This is a genomic window from Paenibacillus senegalensis JC66 (genome assembly GCF_000285515.1).
In the GTDB taxonomy this organism is placed as follows: domain Bacteria; phylum Bacillota; class Bacilli; order Paenibacillales; family NBRC-103111; genus Paenibacillus_L; species Paenibacillus_L senegalensis.
On record NZ_HE610957.1, the window covers coordinates 1,724,380 to 1,746,119 of the forward strand.

At 51.3% G+C, this 21,740-nt stretch carries 21 protein-coding genes; 6 read left to right on the forward strand and 15 right to left on the reverse strand.

Annotation, left to right across the window (positions count from 1 at the left end):
* Nucleotides 1-4: 4 nt before the first annotated feature.
* The 5 genes from PSHG_RS08105 to PSHG_RS08125 form a co-directional block, all read right to left on the reverse strand.
* The gene (locus PSHG_RS08105) at nt 5-1,669 is read right to left on the reverse strand and encodes an ABC transporter permease (RefSeq protein WP_010271704.1); all 1,665 of its coding nucleotides are present in this window, start codon (nt 1,667-1,669) and stop codon (nt 5-7) included.
* 6 nt (nt 1,670-1,675) lie between these two features.
* Nucleotides 1,676-2,833 (reverse strand): Fe(3+) ABC transporter substrate-binding protein, encoded by a 1,158-nt coding sequence (locus tag PSHG_RS08110; RefSeq protein ID WP_010271705.1) that lies wholly within the window; start codon nt 2,831-2,833, stop codon nt 1,676-1,678.
* 133 nt (nt 2,834-2,966) lie between these two features.
* A complete protein-coding gene (locus tag PSHG_RS08115; protein WP_010271707.1) occupies nt 2,967-4,031 on the reverse strand; it encodes a Fe(3+) ABC transporter substrate-binding protein in 1,065 nt (354 codons plus the stop codon).
* A gap of 5 nt (nt 4,032-4,036) precedes the next feature.
* Nucleotides 4,037-5,452: a HAMP domain-containing sensor histidine kinase gene (locus PSHG_RS08120; RefSeq protein ID WP_010271709.1), complete on the reverse strand. Its 1,416-nt coding sequence runs from the start codon at nt 5,450-5,452 to the stop codon at nt 4,037-4,039.
* Complete coding sequence (locus PSHG_RS08125; RefSeq protein ID WP_235782036.1) at nt 5,449-6,093, reverse strand: response regulator transcription factor; 645 nt, start codon at nt 6,091-6,093, stop codon at nt 5,449-5,451. The genes PSHG_RS08120 and PSHG_RS08125 overlap by 4 nt, the downstream gene beginning before the upstream one ends.
* Before the next feature lie 958 nt (nt 6,094-7,051).
* Here PSHG_RS08125 and PSHG_RS08135 point away from each other — a divergent pair.
* The 3 genes from PSHG_RS08135 (at nt 7,052) to PSHG_RS26910 (ending at nt 9,583) form a co-directional block, all read left to right on the forward strand.
* Complete coding sequence (locus PSHG_RS08135; protein ID WP_026021257.1) at nt 7,052-7,525, forward strand: DUF5381 family protein; 474 nt, start codon at nt 7,052-7,054, stop codon at nt 7,523-7,525.
* 198 nt (nt 7,526-7,723) lie between these two features.
* Entirely contained in the window at nt 7,724-8,098 is a 375-nt protein-coding gene (locus PSHG_RS08140) for a BlaI/MecI/CopY family transcriptional regulator (RefSeq protein WP_010271715.1), read from the forward strand.
* A gap of 9 nt (nt 8,099-8,107) precedes the next feature.
* The gene (locus PSHG_RS26910) at nt 8,108-9,583 is read left to right on the forward strand and encodes a M56 family metallopeptidase (protein ID WP_010271716.1); all 1,476 of its coding nucleotides are present in this window, start codon (nt 8,108-8,110) and stop codon (nt 9,581-9,583) included.
* A 221-nt stretch (nt 9,584-9,804) separates the two neighbouring features.
* Here the strand turns inward: PSHG_RS26910 and PSHG_RS26915 are convergent, their stop codons facing one another.
* From PSHG_RS26915 to PSHG_RS08195, 10 genes are all read right to left on the reverse strand, one after another.
* Complete coding sequence (locus tag PSHG_RS26915; RefSeq protein WP_010271717.1) at nt 9,805-10,380, reverse strand: sensor histidine kinase; 576 nt, start codon at nt 10,378-10,380, stop codon at nt 9,805-9,807.
* Between the two features lie 136 nt (nt 10,381-10,516).
* The gene (locus PSHG_RS08155) at nt 10,517-12,262 is read right to left on the reverse strand and encodes an ABC transporter ATP-binding protein (protein WP_010271718.1); all 1,746 of its coding nucleotides are present in this window, start codon (nt 12,260-12,262) and stop codon (nt 10,517-10,519) included.
* The gene (locus tag PSHG_RS08160; RefSeq protein WP_392392003.1) at nt 12,255-14,054 is read right to left on the reverse strand and encodes an ABC transporter ATP-binding protein; all 1,800 of its coding nucleotides are present in this window, start codon (nt 14,052-14,054) and stop codon (nt 12,255-12,257) included. The genes PSHG_RS08155 and PSHG_RS08160 overlap by 8 nt, the downstream gene beginning before the upstream one ends.
* 12 nt (nt 14,055-14,066) lie before the next feature.
* Nucleotides 14,067-14,861 (reverse strand): energy-coupling factor transporter transmembrane component T family protein, encoded by a 795-nt coding sequence (locus PSHG_RS08165; protein ID WP_010271722.1) that lies wholly within the window; start codon nt 14,859-14,861, stop codon nt 14,067-14,069.
* A complete protein-coding gene (locus PSHG_RS08170; protein ID WP_010271723.1) occupies nt 14,858-16,636 on the reverse strand; it encodes an ABC transporter ATP-binding protein in 1,779 nt (592 codons plus the stop codon). Before PSHG_RS08170 ends, PSHG_RS08165 begins: the two co-directional genes overlap by 4 nt.
* Nucleotides 16,637-16,655: 19 nt before the next feature.
* Nucleotides 16,656-17,279: an ECF transporter S component gene (locus PSHG_RS08175; RefSeq protein WP_010271724.1), complete on the reverse strand. Its 624-nt coding sequence runs from the start codon at nt 17,277-17,279 to the stop codon at nt 16,656-16,658.
* A 33-nt stretch (nt 17,280-17,312) separates the two neighbouring features.
* Complete coding sequence (locus tag PSHG_RS08180) at nt 17,313-18,326, reverse strand: helix-turn-helix domain-containing protein (RefSeq protein ID WP_010271726.1); 1,014 nt, start codon at nt 18,324-18,326, stop codon at nt 17,313-17,315.
* Nucleotides 18,323-18,712, reverse strand: coding sequence for a nitroreductase family protein (locus PSHG_RS26920; RefSeq protein ID WP_148497674.1), 390 nt, complete (start codon nt 18,710-18,712; stop codon nt 18,323-18,325). The genes PSHG_RS08180 and PSHG_RS26920 overlap by 4 nt, the downstream gene beginning before the upstream one ends.
* A 106-nt stretch (nt 18,713-18,818) precedes the next feature.
* Nucleotides 18,819-19,130 carry a nitroreductase family protein gene (locus tag PSHG_RS26925; RefSeq protein WP_010271731.1) on the reverse strand — a complete coding sequence of 104 codons (312 nt, stop codon included), beginning with the start codon at nt 19,128-19,130 and terminating at the stop codon, nt 18,819-18,821.
* 47 nt (nt 19,131-19,177) lie between these two features.
* Nucleotides 19,178-19,396 (reverse strand): nitroreductase family protein, encoded by a 219-nt coding sequence (locus tag PSHG_RS08195; RefSeq protein WP_010271733.1) that lies wholly within the window; start codon nt 19,394-19,396, stop codon nt 19,178-19,180.
* A gap of 508 nt (nt 19,397-19,904) precedes the next feature.
* Here PSHG_RS08195 and PSHG_RS08200 point away from each other — a divergent pair.
* The 3 genes from PSHG_RS08200 to PSHG_RS08210 are packed head-to-tail and all read left to right on the forward strand — an operon-like array spanning nt 19,905 to nt 21,732.
* Nucleotides 19,905-20,429, forward strand: coding sequence for a hypothetical protein (locus PSHG_RS08200; protein ID WP_010271734.1), 525 nt, complete (start codon nt 19,905-19,907; stop codon nt 20,427-20,429).
* Nucleotides 20,429-21,085 carry a hypothetical protein gene (locus tag PSHG_RS26930; RefSeq protein ID WP_010271735.1) on the forward strand — a complete coding sequence of 219 codons (657 nt, stop codon included), beginning with the start codon at nt 20,429-20,431 and terminating at the stop codon, nt 21,083-21,085. The genes PSHG_RS08200 and PSHG_RS26930 overlap by 1 nt, the downstream gene beginning before the upstream one ends.
* Nucleotides 21,082-21,732, forward strand: a complete 651-nt coding sequence (locus PSHG_RS08210) for a hypothetical protein (RefSeq protein WP_010271736.1) — start codon at nt 21,082-21,084, stop codon at nt 21,730-21,732. The genes PSHG_RS26930 and PSHG_RS08210 overlap by 4 nt, the downstream gene beginning before the upstream one ends.
* Nucleotides 21,733-21,740 lie beyond the last annotated feature (8 nt).

Here is a 21,740-nt window from a genome sequence, read left to right on the forward strand (position 1 = left end):
TCTCCTAACGTTCTTTAATCCGATAGTTCCAGATGAACATGACCGATACCAGGCTGATGCCGATCAGCATCAAAGACGGCAGCGCAGCTTCAAAGATGCGCTCATCAACCGCATATTGATAAGTACGAGTCGCCAATGTATCGAAGTTAAACGGCCGGAGCAGCAAGGTTAGCGGCAGTTCTTTAACCACTTCCACAAAAGTTAGAATAAAGGCCGACAGCAACGAGCCTTTCAGCAGCGGCAATTCTACTCTGAAAAACGTAGCGGCCGAGCTTTTGCCCAGTGTTCTGGACGCTTCGGAATACGCCTTCGGGATCTTGTCATAGCCGGTTTCCATAGCATTGTACCCGGAAGCCAGGAAACGAACGATATAACCGGTGATCAGCATGAACAAGGAAAGGCTTAGCACAAGCACTCCCTCCTCCTTGCCCATCATGACATAGACTGGTGAAAGCCACTCATCGAGACGAATGAACAGCGCCAGCACGCCGACCGCAATCACCGCTCCGGGAACAGCGTATCCTGCTGTCATTAGCCGGGAAAGCGTATACCCGATCGTGGAGTCGACGGTTCTTGCTGTTCTCGCTGCCAGGATAGCCAGCAAAACGACGGCACAAGCGGCAATCAGCGCACCGGTCAGCGTGTTCGCCATCAGATCGAGAAAGTTCGATCGCCATACTTTTTCATAGGTCCAGGTCGTCCATACGATAATCTGCAGCAGCGGAAGGAGAAACGCCAGCATAAATACGATTAAGCATAAAGCGGCAGCCGCTATGGCCGGCGCTCTTTTCAGCCTCTGCGGCTTCATTGGCTTCGTTTGGCTTGTTGTCGTATGAAACCTTCGGTTTCTGCGAAGAAAGCGCTCAAGCACATAAATCCCGATAACGACTACCATCAGCCAGGAAGCCAGGCGGATCGCCGAATCAACATCGTACATACCGAACCAGGTTTGAAAAATCGCTGTTGACAACGTCTGAACCCCGAAATAACTGACCACCCCGTAGTCGCTGATCACCTCGAACACGACAAGCATCGAGCCGGCGATAACCGCGGGACGGGAGATCGGCAAGACGACTCTGCAAAATAAGGAAATTCCCTTGCGGCCCAGCAGCCTGGCGTTCTCTATATAGGAGGCGCTTTGTCTTTCGAGAAACGCCGTTGCAATCATAAATACATAAGGAAACAAACAGAGCGTCAGGACGAAAACAGCCCCTCTGCCCGACATCACTTCGATCGTGCCGGGTGGCAGCATGATGTTGAAATGGTTGCGTAGCGTGGCTTGAATAACGCCCGTGTAGCTGGTCATCGTGCTGTAAGTATAAGCCATAATGTACGGAGGCATAGCCAAGGGCAGAACGAGCCCCCAACGAAAAAAACGGCGCAGCGGAAAGTCGTAGCCGACAACCAGCCAAGCCAGCACCAGACCCAGCACCGTGGCCAATACACCCGTAAAACCGACTATTTTGACGGTGCCGACGATATAGTCGCTTAACATGTACTGCCTGATCGTCGCCCAGTTGTCATTCGCTGGTTGGAATAAACCGCTCAGAACAAAGAGGATGGGCAACAGAATGACTGCTGCCCCTGCCAGACTGGCGATAAGCCAGCCATTTGCCTGTCTTTTGAAATTTCTAATCATCCGGCCAAGCCGCATAGGTATTCCTTCCATTAGGTATTACTTCCATCCTGTCTTGTTGACAATTTCTACTGCCTTAGGATTATGCACGCCATATTCGGCAAAATCGATTTGCTGATGCTCGAACGTTCCCCAGCTTTTCAGAATGTCTGGCAGCTCCGCTTCCGGGTTCACCGGATATTCGAAGTTCGCCTGGGAAATGATTTCTTGCGCTTCTTTTCCGGTCAGGTACTCAATCAGCTTGATCGCATTTTCTTTATTCTGGCTATGCTTGATCAGACCCGCTCCGCTGACGTTCAGATGGGTTCCGGTCGTGTCCTGGTTCGGGAAGAAAACACCCAGGCTTTCGGCAACCTTGACCTCTTCGGGGTCGTCCGACACGGACATGCGTCCCAAATAATAAGTGTTCATGATGGCAATATCGCCGACTCCGGCCGCGACCGCTTTCGCCTGATCGCGATCGCCGCCTTCAGGCTCCCGTGCCAGGTTGTTGGCGATGCCTGCTGCCCATTGCTCTGCGGCCTCTTCTCCGTTGATAGAGATCAAGGAAGCAAGCAGCGAAAGATTGTACAGATTCGTGGACGATCTCACCAGAAGGCGGCCCTTCCACTTCTCTGAGGCCAAATCCTCATACGTGGACAACTCGCCTGGATCAACTCTGTCCTTGGCATAAGCGATGATGCGGGCACGGCTGGAAAGCGCGACCCAATGATCTTCCGAATCTCTCAGATCAGCGGGAACCTGCTGGTCGATCACCTCAGACTCAATCGGCTGCAGCAAGCCTTCCGTTTTGGCCGTGTTCAATATGCCGCCGTCCACTGTAATGAACAGATCGGCCGGAGTGCTCGCGCCTTCGCGCTTAATCCGCTCAATCAGCTCCGGTGCCTTGCCTTCCACCACATTGACCTTGATTCCGGTCTGCTCCGTAAATTGATCATAAAGCTCCTGATCAACATCATAGTGACGGGCGGTATACAGATTCACTTCACCGCCAGCCTGTTCTTGATCATTGCCGCTGCTGTCGGGTTCGGGCGATTCGGACGAGTTATCATTTCCTTGATTGCCCGTTCCCTGATTCACATTTGAAGTGTTTGGCCCGGCTTCGTCACCGCCTGCCGCACATCCGGCAGCCAAGATCACGCTCAATAAAATGAAAGCGAATAGGACCAGTCTTCTTCCTCTTACCCTTGCTAACATATGTATCCCCTTCTCTTCGCTAGAAATAGTTATTGACGACAATGATACACATCTAATTGATAACGAATATCATTATCATCTTTCGATAGTATAGCGAATGAAAATGAGAAAACGCTGTGAAAATGAAAAAAAGTTAGTCCCAGCCAGAAATTTCGGCAACATCAGCAAGCTGCGGGCGATACGCTTCCCATTCAGAGAAAGAGACAGGCTGCGCTTTAAACTCGCTCCACTCGCTCAAGATATCGGGCATTGACGCCTCTGGATTCACAGGATACTCAAAGTTATCATGGGCAAGCCTTGTCTGCGCTTCACTCCCGGTCAGAAACTCGATCAGCTGAACAGCCGCCTCCTTGTTGCCCGAATGGCGGATTAACCCGATTCCGCTGATATTCACATGGGTTCCCCACTCGTCCTCCTTCTGGTCCGGAAAAACCACACCCAGACCTGCCGTCTCCCTCGCCACGTCCATATCATCCGAGCCGAGCAACCCTGCCAGATAGTATGTGTTGACCAAAGCCACATCGCCCGCTCCTTCCAGCAGCCCTTTGAGCTGCGCCCTGTCCCCTCCTTCCGGGGAACGAGCCAGATTGCGGGCGACGCCCGCTGCCCAATCCAATGTATCCTGCAAACCGTTCAAGGCGGCCAGCGATGCAAGCAGAGACTGGTTGTACCCGTTGGCAGAGGAGCGGATCAGCAGCCTGCCCTTCCAGTTCGGGTCCGCCAAGTTTTGATAGCTCGTCAGCTCGGCAGGGTCTACGCGATCCTTCGCATACACTATTACCCTGGCACGGGAAGAAATGGCCGTCCAGTACGATTCATCATCTCGCCATCTCTCTGGAACCTGCTCTTCCCAAACCGCAGATTCGATAGCCTGGAACAACTGATGCGCCTTAGCCTGTTCCAGTACACCTCCGTCCACTGATACGAACAGGTCGGCAGTCGTTTGCTCTCCTTCGGCTATGATCCGCTCAAGAAGCTCTTCAGCAGTCCCTTTTACTTCTTCGATCCGAATGCCGGTTTGTTCAGTGAACGCTTCGTAAAGCCGCGAGTCCACCTCATAATGCCGCGAGGTATACACCTTCAGCACCGCTTCCTGCCCAGCACTGCTTAAGCTGCAGCCCGCAAGAACGCCTGCCAGCATCAGCCATAACAGCATTAACCATAACCGAGCCGCCTTCCATGCTAAGCGCACATGCATCCTGTTCACCCTCTCTCCGAACCATCATGATACAGCGGAAAATACAAGCGAACGGCCGTCCCCGCAAGCTCCTCGCTGCTGATCTCCATTCGGCCGCCGTAACGCCCCACCAGCCGCTCGGCAATAGCCAGTCCCAGACCGGTTCCCCCTTGCTGGCGGCTCCTGCTCTTGTCCGATCGATAGAAGCGTTTTAACACATGAGGCATATCCTCCCTGGAAATTCCCGTTCCCCTGTCCCGCACTTCGATCACCGCGTCGCCGGCGGACGCGCCTTTGCCAATATAGCCGTGAATGCGAACCGATTGATCCGTTGTCGAATACTTGACCGCATTGTCCAACAGGATCAGCAGAATTTGATGCAAATAGCGGGGGGGTATCGCAATACGCACGGACTCGATTGCGCCAAGCTCGCTTTCAAATTGAAATTGCGGATAGATCATCTTCGCCTTCTTCAACAAGGTGTCGATTTCTGCGGCAGGATCAATGGCCGCTTCATGATGAACAGGGTCTTCATGCTCCGCTTGAGTCAGAACGAGCAATTCCTTCGCGAGCATGTTCAACCGCTCCAGCTCCTCTACAGCGGCGTTTAAGGATTCCTCCAACACTTCCGGACGGTGCTTGCCCCAACGCTGCAGCATGCTCAAATGTCCCTGCAATATAGCGATCGGTGTGCGAAGCTCATGGGACGCATCCTCAACAAACTGCTTTTGCCGGTAAAAAGACTCTTCCACCTCATCCATCATTTGGTTGAACAAGTTCATCAAGGCAGAAATTTCGTCCCGTTTATGCTGCGGCTTCATCCGTTCATGCAAACCTTTCGATTGAACCTTTCGGATCGTCTCCGCCATTGATTTCAGCGGCTTCAGCAATTGTCCGGCGAGCAGCCTGCCGCCTGCTACAGAAAGAGCAAGCGCGATCAATATGGAAACGATCATTAAGGAGAAATGCGCCTTGTATATCCGATCGAATGCCTCCAAGCTTCTGGCAATTTCTATCGTTCCGGTAAATTCCCGAATCGTCAACGGGCTGCGCAGGACAAGCACGGTATGCCCATCAGCAGCGATCTGTTCCGATTCCGCCAGCGTCACCGCAGCGGAAGAAACCAGCTGCTCCGGGAATTGATCGGATACCGCCGCTAATCGTTCTCCGTTACGGTCAAGAATCCGGATGAATTGATGCGGCTGATTGAACGGGCGCAGCATATTGCGAACAGCAAAAATATCATTCTCGTATAATAGCGTCTCCCGTTCCAGCAAATAGTTCAGCACATCGTTCATCGTCTTTTCCATGCTGCTCTTTTCTTCCCGGATGATGAACCGGTCAAACAAAATATACTGAACAGCGTTGAATCCGGCGAACAGGACAAACAGCAGGAGCGCGGAGCTAAGCGTCAGCTTCCATCTGATCGATAACGATGTCATGCGCGCACCACGTATCCGATCCCCCTGACCGTCTGAATCAGGCTCGTCTCCTTGGAATGGTCAATCTTGTTCCGGATATATCGCACGTACACGTCCACCACATTCGTGTCGACCGCCGCCTCAAACCCCCAAACAAGATCGAGCAGCGTCTCCCGGTCCATAACCCGGTTCGCGTTCTTGACCAGTGCGGCCAACAAATCAAATTCGCGCTTGGTGAGCCCGATCGGCTTATTGTTCTTGAGCACAAGCCGCGCATCCATGTCGATGCACAGATCTTGAAGGAAAAATACTTGGTTCTCGTTCCGGCTTTGCTGCTCTTCCTGCCGCCGAAGAATGACCCGAATTCGCGCCAGCAATTCTTCAAATGCAAAAGGCTTGGGCAAATAGTCGTCCGCCCCGCAGTCCAGTCCCTTGACCCGATCGGGCACGCTCCCCTTGGCCGTCAGCATGATGACTGGCGTCTGTTTGCAGCTCCTGAGCCGGCGGCACAGATCAAGTCCGTCCAGCTTGGGCAGCATAAGATCAAGCAAAATAATATCCCAATGATCCGCCAGCGCCATTTGCAAGCCGGTTTCTCCATCGTAAGCCGCAGTTACGGAAAAAGACGCATGCTGAAGCTCCAGTTCCAGATAGCGCGACATGTTTTTTTCATCTTCGATCAGCAAAATCTTTTTCAGGCTCAAGTCTGCCCTCTCCTATTGAAAGCTCTATTAATCTCAATTGATAATCATTATCAATGATACCGGAAAAAAAGCGCTGCTTCAACTGCTTGCAGCGGAAAAAGCGATGTCTATTCCCCATATAAATTTAACCAGTTTCCACTATGATAATGAGAATTTGGATATTCTTTTTGTGACAAACTAACTGTTCATTAATCCTGATTTTTCCTGAAAACCGTCATGCCATTGAATTCTCAGGCACAACTCCAGCATGTAAATAGCCAAAGTTGGCGGGGTTCAAGGGCTGCGCAGGGGTTCGCGGGGTTCGCGGGCTGCGCAGGCTTGTGGCCTGCGTTTTGTACGAAATGTCGTACAAATTCATGCGGTTGAAGTACGATTACCCGAGATTTGTATGAAACGTCGTACAAATTCAGGGGATTGAAGGGCAATCACCCAAGATTTGTATGACAAATCGTACAAATGCATGGGATTAAGGTGCGATTACCCGGAATTTGTATGACAAATCGTACAAATGCGCCAAATGCAAGGGCTTTAAGCTATTAAGGTCCTGCAGCTAGAGCCAGCGATTCAGACGAAATGTCGTACAAGCTCCAAGTCATGTACGATTACCCGAGATTGCTCATCATGCGTAGGAGTTTACGCGGGGGTTATTTTCACAGAAAATTATCAAGGTATAGCTGAATCGCCATTCCCTCACCATTCCTGCAGCGTAGCCAATCCTTTTGTTCTATTATAAACTATAGAAAACTATTAAAAGTCGGTGAAATCGATGCTTACCCCAGATACAGTCAAACCCTTTATCGCTCGTCCCAACTCGTCCGTAAGCCGGGCAGCGATCGCTTATTTTGCGAAAAGCAATCTCTACACATATCGAAAACTTATACTTTGGTGCGATACAAAAATAGGAAGGCGTTAGATGATGGCAGCGATCGCTTATCGAAGATCAGTTGCCTGGGGCAAAGCGCTCGGCAGTTTACTGTTTGTGCTGGCCTGTCTGTTTTTGCTGTATGCCGCTTTTTTTATGGATACGACGATGGTTCGCAAGTTTTTTTCCTTTACCTCGGCCATTATAGGAATTCCGTTTTTCGGAGGATATTTGGTTGTCTGCTTGCCAAGGGCACTGAGATCAAACACGCATTTGCTAACCTATGATCAAAATGTCGTTTCAGACGGCATGCGCACCATCGCATGGACTGACATTGCGAGCGTCAGCTACAAAGGCCCGTCAATTCAAAAATGGCTTTTCCCACAATTCCCTGAGCTGATTTTTCACCTGAAGAACAGAGAAATCTGGACAGTAAATACTTATTATTTGCTGACCGATACCGAAATCACATCAGTCATGAAGCTATTGCGTGGACGGATCAGCCGCAACGGAAAGGAAGGGAAATAAGACAAGGCAGCCGCTTTCTGCTGCCAGCTGCGGCAGTACAACGCGCTGTGAGAGCAAGTATCCATCCTTAACGATTTATAGTTTAAATTTCATCTGCTCTATTGACAAATCACTACACGTCGTAGTAACCTATATTCACTACGCTGCGTAGTGATTATTTGTTATGGACGCATAACGCAAATAAAGAGGTGTACACCAATGAAACAAGTTCAAAAACTGTCGGATACGGAACTGGAACTCATGAAAGTCATTTGGGAATGCGATCCCCCGGTCACCTCGGCCGAGCTGCTTCGTATTTTCGCTGCACGCGGCAAGGAATGGAAAGGTCAAACTATATCCACCTTCTTGTCGCGCTTGGTGGATAAAGGAGCCCTTCAATTTACCAAGCTGGGCCGAACGAATCAATATGTCCCGCTGATCACACCTGACGATTACAAGCTTTCAGAAGCGGAGCATGTTCTGGACGGTTTGTATCAAGGTTCAGTGAAAAATATGATCGCAGCTTTGTATGACGGCGACAAACTTTCAGACGAAGATATTGCGGAATTGAAGCAATGGTTTTCACGAAAGTAGGTGCAGACGATGAACAAGCTTCTGGAATCGCTCGTTTCCCTTACCGCTGCAGGAAGCATTGTGATGATCTGCATCCTGTTGTTGCGGGTCCTGTCGCCTAATGGATTCCCCGCAACATGGCGGTATGCGCTTGGCAAAATGGCGATCGTGTTTTATCTGCTGCCCGTAGCCTTAGCTCTGCAAGGACTGGCATCACTCTTGAATCCCCGCACCGCCACGTCCGCCATGAACCTGCAGGAATCCGCCGCTGTTACGCAGACGCTGCCGTTCCCGGGGCACATGCCGGAGATGGTCGTGACAGGACCGACCATATCGGGCAGTATTGTTCTCCCGTTCATCAGCTTGTGGGGGATCGGCGCGGCTGCATTTGCTTTATGGCAGACGTTTTGCTTTTTCAGGTTTATGCGAAACATTCAACATACCCGCACCAGCGTGCCGAAACATAGCGAAGCAGCCGAGCAGCTCGCCTTGATGAAGAAAACTCTCGGCATTCAAAGCAATGTCCAGCTTGCGTACAGCTCCGCAATCCGCAGTCCCATTCTGGTCGGCTTGTGGAAGCCAACGATTTTTCTGCCGGTGAAAAATTCGAATATGGACATAAGCTTGGTCCTTCACCATGAACTGATTCATTTGAAGCGCAAAGACTTATGGGTCAAAGCGGCGGTCATGGCAGCCAGTGCCTTGCACTGGTTCAACCCGCTTGTTCATCTTCTCCGCAAAGAGATACACATGTGGAGCGAGCTGTCCTGTGATGAACAGGTCGTCAAAGATATGTCCCATACCGAACGTAAGCGATACGGCGAAACGATCTTAAATGTGATGATCGGTTCAAAGGATGTGCCTGTGCGATTCTGCGCTTCCTTATCCGGGGACGGACTACAATTGAAAAGGAGATTAACCATGATGCTGAATGTAAGAAAGTTGAAAACCCGCACCATTGTATTAACTACTGCCGCCTTGATTGCTGTAGGCGCCATCGGTACATCTACAGCCGTATGGGCCTCTAATCATACACCTCAGGTGGAACACGCCATCGTATATAAAGACGCCGGTGATTCTCTCGTGTACAATGGCGTCCGATACCTGAAATTCAGCGCCCTTTCTCCTGAGGATCAAACATTCGTTATCGAAGAAACATTCAAGGGGCAACTATACGCTATTGAAGGCTATGATCATCCGCTGCCTGCAGACGAGCTTACTCCTGAAGAACAACAACAGGTTTCTTTAGAGGAAGGATACTACTCGCCCGCCAGCATCGCCAGAATAAAAGAATTTCGCGAGAAATTCCCGCGCGGCGAAACGGTTACCCATACGCATGAGAGCGATCCGTCGATTCCTCCGGGGATGTCCGTGACCATTAGAGACCTGACTCCCGAGGAAATTGCCGAATTCGAACAGCGGAGAATTGAAAATGAGAAACTCCGGCAGAGTTTGCTGAATTTAAGTGAAAAATCTGAACTCGGGGAAAAACAAGCTGAAAAATAGAAATAGCTAGAACGGAAGTCGACATACAGAATGTTGGCATTGCTGAGGGAGTCATTCGCAGACACATCCATGAAAAGCGGCAGTATGGACCCTAACCGAATCATCTAATGCCAGTCAGACCGCTGCTGTCTATAGCAGCGGTTCTTTTTATTAAAAGCTATTCAGTGCAGCCTAATTATTGCTTATTACAACGCCAGGAGAATTTGCGAGTTTTAGGCTGCCTATACTTGTTTTCTCTTATTTTGACTGCGAGGCAGTTGAACGGTAACCGAAGTGCCATGACCTACTTTACTTTTAACATAAATGGTTCCTTGATGCGCCGTGACGATCTGCTTTACAATCGCCATTCCCAGTCCGGTACCGCCTGCCGGCGTATCCGTTGAAGTCCCCCGATAATACCTGTTAAACAGGCGGTCGACACTCTGCTCATCTATTCCGTTTCCATTGTCTGTAATCTGTACTTGGACATGAGCGCCAGTTTCTTGTATGTGTACAGTAATAGATGTCCCTGCCGGATTATGAGCAACCGCATTGACCAGTAAATTCGAAAAGGCTCTGCCCAGCAGCCCGGCATCTCCCTGAATATATAGGGGCTCTTCCTCTCCCCGTATTTCAAAGGGATTTGTCGCGGCAAGCGGCATATTCGCCGCTTCTGCTACCGTTCTGCGCATGAACTCCGCCAGCTCGATTGTTTGCGAGGACAGCTTGAACCCAACTGACTGATCCATCCGGAAAGCAATTCCAAGGTCTTGGATAAGTTCTTCCATATAGGCGGACTTAGCCCGGATCAGTTGCAAAAATTCTTTCTTCTCATCCGCGCTCCATTCATGTCCATCCGATAAAAGCTACTGGAGAGAACAAGTCAGCCAGTATCGGCAAGCGGCCTGAAGAGGAAGGTGTTGCGAGAAGCACCATATCCCTTTGGGGATTCCATCACAGTCTCCAGCCTTCCGCCTTTTGCCGGATGCTCAAGAATTTGCTGTAAATGCCGTCTTGCTTGCTCAATTCCTCGTGCGTACCCTTTTGCGCGATGGCGCCATGCTCGAGCACAATAATTTGATCGGCATGGCGGATTGTTGCCAGGCGATGGGCAATGATGAGGATCGTCCGCCCTGCAACAAGCGCGCTGATGGCCTGTTGAATCTCATGCTCTTTCTCTGGATCGATGCTCGCCGTCGCTTCATCCAGAATAATGATCGGCGCGTCCTTCAGCATCGCTCTAGCAATGGACAGCCGCTGCTTTTCCCCGCCTGATAAGGTGGAGCCTCCTTCGCCAATCATCGTGTCGTAACCGTCCGGCAGCGCCATAATAAACTCATGGCAGCGCGCCTTTCGAGCCGCCTCCACGACTTCCTCGAAGCCGGCGTCCGGCTTGCCGAAGCGGATATTGTTCAGAATGGTGTCATGGAATAAATACACCTTCTGGAAGACGATGCTGATATGCTTCAACAGGCTTTCCACCGCCATCTCGCGAACAGGGGCGCCGCCGATGGCGATGCTCCCCTGATCCGCATCATAAAATCTGGCGATCAGCTTACACAGTGTTGTTTTCCCGCTTCCAGAGGGGCCGACGATAGCCGTTGTCGTATGCTCCGGAACCGTAAAGGAAACGTTGCGAATCACCTGCCGTCCGTCATAGCCAAACGACACATTGGCAAATTCAATATCAAATGCTTCCAATTGAACCTCTTGGCTGCCTTGATCCAAATCCTCAGTCTCCTCAAGTTCTTCCAGCTTGTCCAGCGTGACATCGATCACTTTCAACACATGAGAAGCGTTGTTCATTGCCTCGACCTGATTGAACATCACGAACGAAAATATAAGCATCATAATCATTGTCGGCAAAGGCAGAGCTTCATTCAGCGCGAGCCATGCGGACAGAGCCACGATAGCGACAGAAGCGGCATGGAGGGAGAACAAATGCAAGCTATTGAACGGCATATAGTTTTTTTCGATTTGGATATTGACCTTCTTGCTCATGGCAAATGCCCGATGAATGCCGTCTTGCGCGGCGCCCTGCTGATGATAAGCTTTCACTTCCGGCATGCCGCGAATATACTCAATTGTCGCCGAAATCATGCGGTCCTTGGCCTGCTGATGGAACGGGGCGTTCTTTTCGCTTTTGCCGCGCAGCCCTTTCAGACAAAACGCAGACAATATAATGCCTGCAAGCGCCACGAGCGCAACAGCATAGTGGTAAAAAGCGAGGCACAGAACCATCGTAAACACACTGATGTAGCCATTGACGATGACATCAATCATCTTCATGCCGTGCATTTCGATAAAGGATAAATCTGTCGTTACAGCAGACGTCAGATCTCCTGTTTTTGTACGATTAAAGAAGCCCAGCGGCGCCCGCTTCAAACGTTCGCCAATTTTCAAGCGTTGCTCTGCAGTTACCTCATACCCCGCGCTTTCCTGCGCAGAGGCGCGAAAGTAGCCGAACAGAAACCGTCCGGCCACTGCGGCCGCCATGGCGATGGCGATCACCAGGATAGAGCTTGTTGCAAGTGTCTTCTTGCCCTGCATATCGTCGAGAATCAGCTTGAAACCATAGGCGGCGATGATGACCGGCATAGCGGTGAACAAGGTATGGAACACTGAATAGACAAACCCGATATAAATGCGCCTCTTCCGGGACCCCGTCCAATTCAACAAACGCCTGATCGATCTAGCCATAAGCCTGCTCCTCCTTGGCGCTTCCGCTCGCCGCCCATGCCTTCGCGCCAATATGAGCGTCCCACATACGCCGGTACAATTTGCATGACTGCAAAAGCTCATTATGGCTGCCTGCCGCTTCGATATGTCCGGCATTTAGAACGATGATCTGATCCGCATGCCGAATTGTGGACAAGCGATGGGCGATAACAATCAACGTCTTCCCTTTCGTTAAGGCGGCAATCGACTGCTGCAGCTTCTCTTCATTCTCGGGGTCAGCAAACGCGGTAGCTTCGTCCAGAATCACGATGGGGGCATCCTTCAGCATCGCTCTCGCAATTGCCACCCGCTGCTTCTCTCCTCCCGACAGCCTGCCCCCCACCTCTCCGGCAAGAGAACAATAGCCGTGCTCCAATTGCATGATAAACTCATCGCAGCAAGCCGCCTTGGCCGCCGCAATCACCTCTTCATCGGTCGCCTTCGGGCTGCCCAGCCGGATATTGTCCATCAGGGAGCAATCGAACAGGAATTGGTCTTGCGATACGTGACTAATGCTGTTTGCCAGTTGCTCAAGCGGAATTCGTTTGAGCGGAACACCGCCAAGCGCAATCTCTCCGTCCGTTGCATCCCAAAACCTCGCGATCAGTTTGGCAATGGTCGATTTCCCGCTTCCCGAAGGGCCTACCAGCGCCGTAAAGCTTCCTTCCGGAACGGACAGATCGATCGAATGAAGCACCCTGCTGCCCGGGTCCGCATCTTGCCGTGGTGCCGAATAAGAGAAGGAAACATCGGTTATGGTGATGCCGTAATGTTCGAAATCGACTTGTTCGGCCGCATCTTCCAGCTCTTCCAGCTGCAAATATTCATTTACTTCCTTAATCGCATATTCGATTGCCTTGGCATTATTGACGAACAAGTTGAAATGTGTCAGCGGCCCGACAATGCCTAAAGATAAAATGAGGCAAATCGCAAGTTCAGAAGGGCCTAACGTCCCCGTCTGATACAAATACATCCCTACAGGCACCGCGCCAAGCAAAGTGGACGGCAAGACCGCATTGGAGAAGCTCATCAGCTTCCATGTATGACGAAACCAATTCAGCGTGTAATCTTTAAACGTTTGCACGGCTCGCTCAAACTTCTCGTAAGAGGACGATGAACGGCCAAACGTTTTGATCACTTCAATTCCTTCCACATACTCCACAATGACACTGTTGACGCGATTGCTGGATTCCATGTAAGATGCATACTGCTGATTGAAGGATTTCATGAGAAAAGCGAAAGAGACGGCCGCGATAGGCAGGGTCGCCAGCGCCGCCAAGGCCATCCGCCAATCGATATACAGCAAATACGCAAACACGCCAAGCGGCAGCAGCAGGTTGGAAGTGCCTTCAGGGATGAGATGAGCAAGTGGCAGCTCGATCGTTTCTACCCGATCGATCATGACATTTTTCAGCTTCCCGACCGATTGGTTCTGCACCGTTCCGAGCGGGGCCCTCATGAGCTTCCTGGCGATCCGCACACGCATCGACTCCAGAATCTGATAGGCGGATCGATGCGCCAGCGTCGTCGAAATCGCGTGAAAAACAACCTTGACTCCGTAGCCCCCCAGACAAACCCCGGCCCACCAAATAATATCGTATAAATGAACATCTTCGATCATAAACAAATGGATCAACTGATAGACGCCGACATACGGAAGCATGCCCCCGGCCACGCTAATAATTGCGCATGCTACCGAGAGCGCCATTTGCGGCTTGCAGGAATCGGCAAACGACCACACGGTCGTCACCCAGTTTGAATTCTTCATGGTCATTATTCACATCCGCTAATGATAAGTCTTGAATAAAGAAAGCTCGCCAAGCATATCACAATAAAACAGAATGAGGATAGTCAAACCCGACACGGCCCAGAAGGCCGCGATAAACCATAAATCTCGCTTGACCATGACCGATCGCCGGAAATAGGTGCGCGTGCGGTAAGCTCCGAAGGCGCGCGAATCCATCGAATAGGCTGCACGCTCCGCGTGGCGCAAGGCGGAGGACAGCAGCGGCAGCGCATATCTTTGTATCCGTTCGATATATTTGCGAGACCCTTTGCCCGTGTAACCGCGGACCTGGTGAGCCATTTTGACAAGCTGAAACTGCTTAATCAGCACCGGAACGAAGCGCAGAACGGCCAATGCACCGAACCCGAAGCGATAGCTCACTTTCCATTGCTGAATGAGCGCGCGGACAAAATCCGTAGTGTCTGTCGTCAAGGTGAACAGCAGCGACAGGACGAGCATGGCGAAGAGGCGCAGGCCTGTTGCCAGCCCGAATAGTACTCCTGCTTCATACACTTCAATGAATCCGAATGAAAACCAAAGCTGCGAGCCCTCGTTGACCCGATCGCTGACCAGCAGCGGATACAGAAGCATGAAGCTAAGTACAATGAGCAGCATCGGAGCGCATACTTTGGCATAACGCAGCAATGAAATGTTCCCCAGCATGATCGTGACAGCGATCGTCAGCAAGATGAAGCTCAGCGGTGTCCAGACGTTGGTGGTCAAGGCCAGAAAAACCGCTGGCGGGCCGATGGCCAGCAATTTGGCAAGGGGGTTCAAACGATGGAGGCAGCTCATGCCGGTCTCTCCCGCAATGCCCGCTTAATGGCCGCAGACGGCGGCAGGTCAAGGCCCGCTTCGGCCAGCAACTCCGTCTGCGCAAACAAGGCATGTACCGTCCCGTGAAAAATCAGTCTTCCTTCCTGCAGCACCGCCGCATGATCGGCATATTCCGCAATCAGTCCCATATCGTGCGAGATGACGATGATGGTGTGTCCTGATTGCTGCAGTTCTTTCATCGTGTGCATCAGTTGATGCGCATTGCGCTGATCCTGCCCGAAGGTCGGTTCATCGAGAATAAGCAGCCTTTGTCCGGTAATGAGCATGGAAGCGGTGCTTAAACGCCGCTTCTCTCCATGGCTCAATTGAAACGGATTGGCTTCGGCATGCTGCTTGAGCCCGAATCGTTCCAGCATCCGCTCCACTCGGAGAGCTGTTTCATCTGGAGGCAGCCCCATCGCCTTCAAGCCAAAAGCCAATTCATCGAACACCCGATTCGTCACGAACTGATGCTCGGGATTTTGGAAGACGTAGCCGATCTCGCGCGCCATATCGTGAAAAGACCATTCCGCAAGATCGCGGCCGTGCAGATAGACAACTCCCGGAGCCGCCTGCCGCAGTTTGATCATGTAACGCGCCAGCGCCGACTTGCCGGCCCCGTTCCTTCCGACAATGGCCAGAAAGTCGCCCCTTGGCACGGGCAGCTGCATCGGCTGCAGCATGCAGTCCTGCTTGCGAGTAAAGTCGGCCGGTCGGATTTCTATCGCCAGCTCATCTTTCGCAGCCTCCGCAGCTTCGGCGGTCTCCGCGGCTTCTTCTGCCGCCGGGCCAGCCTGCTCGACGCTTGCAAGGGCATCCGCCGGGTAGGGGGGAGAGTCGGCAGCTTCAACATGAAGGCGTGCAATGGCCGCTGCTGCAGCTTGCAGAACGGCCTCATCTATCGTTCCTGCCTGGCGGGCATGCTCCAGCATATGTATAGCCTCATGAACGGTGAGCGGGGTCCCCGGCAAAGGAACTCCCCGTTTGCTCAACTCGCGAGCCAATGACACCGTATACGGCAGCCAGACACCTTCCCGAATGAATTCATCGTATCGCTCATAAAGAAGTTGCCGGGGAGGACCGTCGGCTATGATCCTTCCATTGCGGCCAAGAACTATGATGCGATCCGTCATCTCCATCAAGTGGTCAAGCTTATGCTCAATCATCAGGATCGTATATCGGCCGCTCGCCCGCAGCTGCTTCAGAACGGCGAACCATTCTTTTGTGCCCTCCGGGTCCAGATTGGCCGTCGGTTCATCCAGCACAAGAACCTGCGGCTGCATGCACAATACAGAGGCCAGGGCGAGCCGTTGTTTTTGCCCGCCGGACAGCTTATCAATCGGCCAATGCCTTAATGCCGACAAGCCGGTTTGCTTTAGCGCCGATTCGATTCTCCGCTCCATTTCATCCGGCGGCACGCATAAATTTTCCATCCCGAAGGCGATCTCATCCTCCACTTTCATCGTAACCAACTGCGCTTCCGGGTCTTGAAACACCATGCCGACTTGTCTGGCCAGCTCCGCAACCGGCGCTGCCGCGGTTTCCTGCCCGTCCACCCGTACGCTCCCGCTAAATTCTCCATGAATGCTGCCTGGAATCAGCCCGTTCAAGCAAAGCGCGAGCGAGCTTTTGCCCGCCCCGGAAGCACCGAGCAGCAAAACCGTTTCGCAGCGGCCGATCACCACATGGATCCCGTCCAGCACAGGCTTTCCAGCTCCCGCATATGCAAAACGAACATCGCGCAATTCAATCATCGGCTTCACTTCCTGTGCCCTAGGATCTGCGATAATCTGCCAGCAAGCCGGATTTCAAGGTCGCATCCGCCAGCCATTTGGATAAAAAGCCGCCAATCGCTCCGCTTACAGCCGTGACTGCGAGCATGGTAATTTGAACGCCAACCGATAATCCGGCATGACCGTACAACGGGTATTCAAGAAGCGTGCTGATCAGGGTCGCAATCGAGCCGCTGATCATCAAGAACAGCGCCGAGTATTTGCGATACCGCACCGCCAGAAAAGGCGTTTCGCACTCCAGACCAGCCACAGCCGACCAAGCAATGCCGATTAAACCGTAGGGCGAGAACGGAAGCGTGACCAGCCCGCCAATCGTCATGGCGACCAGACCCGCGCCGGGCTTGCGAATCAGATACAGCGCCATCAGCCCCGGAATCATAAAGATCCCGTCCATGATTCTCGAGTACCCCGGACCTAACACGGCCGCAAGCGGGAAATAAGCGTACGTCACAGCGATCAAAACAAAAGCAAACACCACGCCGATCATCCCCGTGATCAAAATATCCTTTGTATTCCAGGCGCCTCTCCTGCGCTGCAAAGGCTCGTTATATGTCAGTTCATCCTCCATGCCAGCCACATCCCTTTTGTTGATAATGAAAATCATTTACATAACTCATTATCATAAAAAAAGAGCGGTTTAACCGCTCCAATCCGTCTCAGGATGCTCCATTCGGACAACATTTTTCTGATATTCAACAGGCGACATTCCTTTAACCGCTTTAAAGGCTGCCGCGAATTTGCTTGGATTGCTGTAGCCGACCCTGCCGGCAATATTCGTAATCGCCTCGTCGCTGTGACGGAGCCAATAGGCGGCTCTCTCGATTCGGTGCTTGCGGATATAAGCATAGACCGGCTGCCCGTAAATCGCCTTAAAGCAGCGCTTCATCGCGGTTTGCGAAATGTCGAAACGTTGAGACAACTCCTGCAACGTGACAGGCTGGTCCCAGTGTTGGCGAATATATTCCATCGTGCGCTTCACCGCGTCCACTTGCTTCTTGGGAAAGTAGGGGCGATTTTCGCGATTCACCGAAATGTCCACAGAGCTAAGCAAGAGCAGCAGCTCGATAATTTTGATCCTTAAGAATGAAATCCGGATCTGCTCCGTATATAGAGTGGAGAAAATGTACCGCATGGACTCCGTTGCCCGCATCAAAAAAAACTCATCGTCCTTGCTGAACTTTTCCCGCAGCATAAGCAAATCAATTGAAAAGGGAGCCAGCAGGGCAGCCGTTGCTTCCAGAGCTTCGTCCAGATAAATCCCGATCGTAATCCCATTATATTCCGTCAGCGGAAAACCAAACGTATGATCCGGGCGAATGCTCGCGCTGATTTGCAAGTCCCCTTCATCCAGGTACATATACGAACCATTTTGAAGCTCGCACTCGATTCGGCCTTCACGACAATAATCGATCGTCAGCATCTCTGCGTTCGGTCGAAACTCGGAAAAGCAGCTTTTCATCTGAAAATCATTGTATATGAGCCTGATCCCGGGGAATACCTTATAGCTGGTCATGACGCCTCTGCCGGTGGAATCCTTCACCGTAAACACCGTACACTGTTCATCCAACTGGCGAATTTCTATATTTTCCCCGTAATATGATTGATCCTCTTGAACATCGGCTATCGAAATGTATGAAGGAGAACCTTTCACTTTAATGAATCCATCCTTAATCTCGTGCTCTTGTTTCTGGCAAATTCCGATACGTAGCCCATATCCATAACCGCCGCAATCCGTTCATCGTCTGCAATCCCTAATCGCAGGCGTGCAGCTTGACCATACATCCACTCCTCTATAGCAATGCGTGTCGCCAGTCCATGCTCCCGAATGAGCAGACGAAGATTCTGAATCAATCCATATACCGCGCACAAGTCTTCCTCCTGGATGTGAGATGATTTGCGCTGATGCGCTATCACCACCAGATGCGCAGGCGCCGCTTCGTGTTCGGGTAAAGCCTGTGCGGTGTAAGCCCCATCAATGTATAGAAAACGCCATGGCTCCCGCAGCCCGTCATTAGGCGCCCACACAGCTGATGACAAACATTGCAGCACCTCTCGCTTATCTACTGCCCGCGTTAACCAGCTTCCTGCCGGCAGCAAATCTCCTCTATCTATTTAACATCAGGATCAGCCTCCTGTCTCATCTTCATTCCGTCATATTCGGATATTCACGCCATTTCTTGACTGCATCCGTTCGTTTGCGCGGGCGCGGTATCTTTTCCACATATCCAAAATGCAAAATGCCGAGCATCCGTTCATCTCCATCCATTTGCAACACATCAAGAAATTCAGGAACGTAAAGAGTCTCATCACTATCCCATAACATGCCGATTCCCTGCTCCCAGGCCAATAGTTGCAATGATTGCATCATATAACAGGCTTCTGCCGTGTACATATCCTGAACTTTGATATCCGGATGGCGCTTAGTAATGACTGCCACGTGCCCTGGAATTTCCATGTAGCGCTTAAAGGCTGTCTCATGCAGCTTGTTCAGCAGCCATTTGCCTAGTTTGCTCGCAACAAACGCACGAACCAGAGCACGAACCAGTGCTCCCTCTCCTGCTGTTCTTCAGCAAGCACAAAGCGGGTAGCTGTCAACCGCTCCGGATGCGGACAGAGCAAGGCTGCCTGCTGCAGCAGCTCGTGCATGAGTGGCTTTTCCACCTGTCTATTGGTAAACTTGCGTATACTTCTGCGACTTTCCACCAATTCAACTACATTCATCGCTGCTTCTCTCCTTCCTGATGTCACGCAGGTATGTTTATATAAATCTCATTTCACTGTCTATTTATTGAATACAGGCTTTCTTCTGTCTTAACAAAAACAACTATACTGAAAATGGCTCAATAGGGAATCATTTTCAGTATAGTTGATAATGATTATCATCGTCAATTGTGTTTTATCCGTTTTCATCAGTTGCTGTTAGTACCTGTACTTCCTCCGCCTCCGCCTCCGCCCTTGAAATAGCATAAACAATCCTTAAAGTGGAATTTGTTGCTCGTGCACCATTAATTTATGACGGCTCAAAACAACAAATCTTTCCTCCTAACCTTCCAACAGCCACTAGTAATTATAATCCCATCAAAAAAATGAATAGTATCCTAGAAGCCCGTATCCAATGAGAATTTTGCGATTGGCTAGTTATTCCTTCCTTCTTTTTGATATTGATAATCATTATCAATTAATATATGATGATTTTCGACTGTGAAGCTATAAATGGGAGGCAGATTTCATGTCATTAATTCAAATCTATGATCGGAAAGCTCTGCTTGAAATTGGGTTTTCCGATATTCGCAAGTACCATGGCGAGCTGGCTTTAATGGCGGTTGCGGTTGGTTTCCGAGTTTTACAGGAAGCCTTGAAAGAGTTGTATCCGGAGCAACCGCCTCAGCGATCAGCGATTTCCATCCTGTCCGGTCACGCGGGTCCGGGATTTCGGGATGCTTTCGAGTACGTTACACGGGTCGTTACTCGCGGCGCCTATGAGGTGAACATTCACTATCCGAGAGGACAATATGACCCTTATCGCCCGCAAAGCTATGCCTTCGTTATTCGGGATCAGGCGGGCCCCTCTGTAGAGGTCACCTTGCAGCCGGACTTCCTGCCGCAAGTCTTCTATGACTATTTGAAACAGGGGCGGGACAACAGCTTGTCGCCGGAAGATACTAGGAGCTTCGACCAGTTGAAAACGGATTTGGCCAAGCAAGCTCTCCAGCTGCCTGCTGAACAGCTGCTGGAGATAAGGAGAGTTTTCTGATGAATGAAACCTCAACGATTTCAGCTAATCCATCCGTCAACAATGTTTCCTTACTCGTTCTCGAGTCCGGCTGCTACTTCAGCAGCGGAACAGCCGAGAGGCTGCATCATGATTCCGCCAGAATTCGCATTGCAGATCAATACCAATTGCCGCAGCTTGCGCTAACGACATGCGATGCGCTGGCGATTGATCCTTTTGCCGATCAGGAGTGGTTGTATAAGCATCGGGCCTTGATAAACGGCTTTCTCGCAAGCGGCAGGCTGCTGTTATTCAGCGGACATCTGTTTCGACAGTGGCTGCCCGGCGCCGGATTGTTCATCCCCAGGAAGATTCGCCAGCATCATGACTATACAGTCAGCATCGTCAATCCCGCCCATCCCCTGTTCCAGGATGTTCAGGCAGAAGAGCTGACCTACAATCGCGGCGTAGCAGGCTTCTTCGCCAGAGGCCACCATCCGCCTCCGGAAGACGCCGAGGTGCTGCTCACTTTGCCTGACGGAGAGCCGATCACCTATGTTGACCGCTCTACGACGAAAGGAACCATCGTCGTTCATTCCGGAAACAACCTGCTCAGCCACCCCAAGTTGGGGCCTCGATTATTGGACTGGATGCAATCCGAAGTCGATGCGCTGCGCCAAAGGAGGACAGGACCATGAACGAACTGCTTTCGGCCGATCAGCCAAATGGAAAGCAGCGGAGAATCGGTGTTTTATACAGCGGCAGCTCTCATCAGCATCGAACCTTTACTGAGCCTAAATATGCGAAATGGATTACGAAATTGTACTATTTGCCCGAAACCGAATCCGGTGAAATCTCCACTGCCGAATGCGATGTTCTTATCATCCCTTCCCAACTGCATCGGACTCAAACTCTCCGTCTGCAGCCAGATATACGGAGATTTGTAAAAGACGGGGGAATTGTAGCCGCTCTGGGCGCTCAACCGGATCACCTGCTGGATGATCATCACTGGGAGTTCAGGCCAACCAACTTCTGGTGGTGGTTAGAGCCTGGAGCCGATAGCGGCCTGGTTGCCGTGAGTCCCGATCACGATTTCTTTCGCTTTCTTACATTAAGCGACGCCACCTGGCATTACCATGGCGTGTTTCATCCTGCCGATGATGCCGAGGTACTGATTGCGACTAAAGACGGCGGCGTTATTCTATATCTCTCCAGGTCGGAAAACGGTGGTTGCCGGATTATGACCACCCTTGATCCTGAATTTCATTACGGCTCCTATTTCATGCCGGCTACCGAACGATTTCTGGACGGATTTTTCCCTTGGCTGGCGGCAGGACATTTTTAAATCATAAC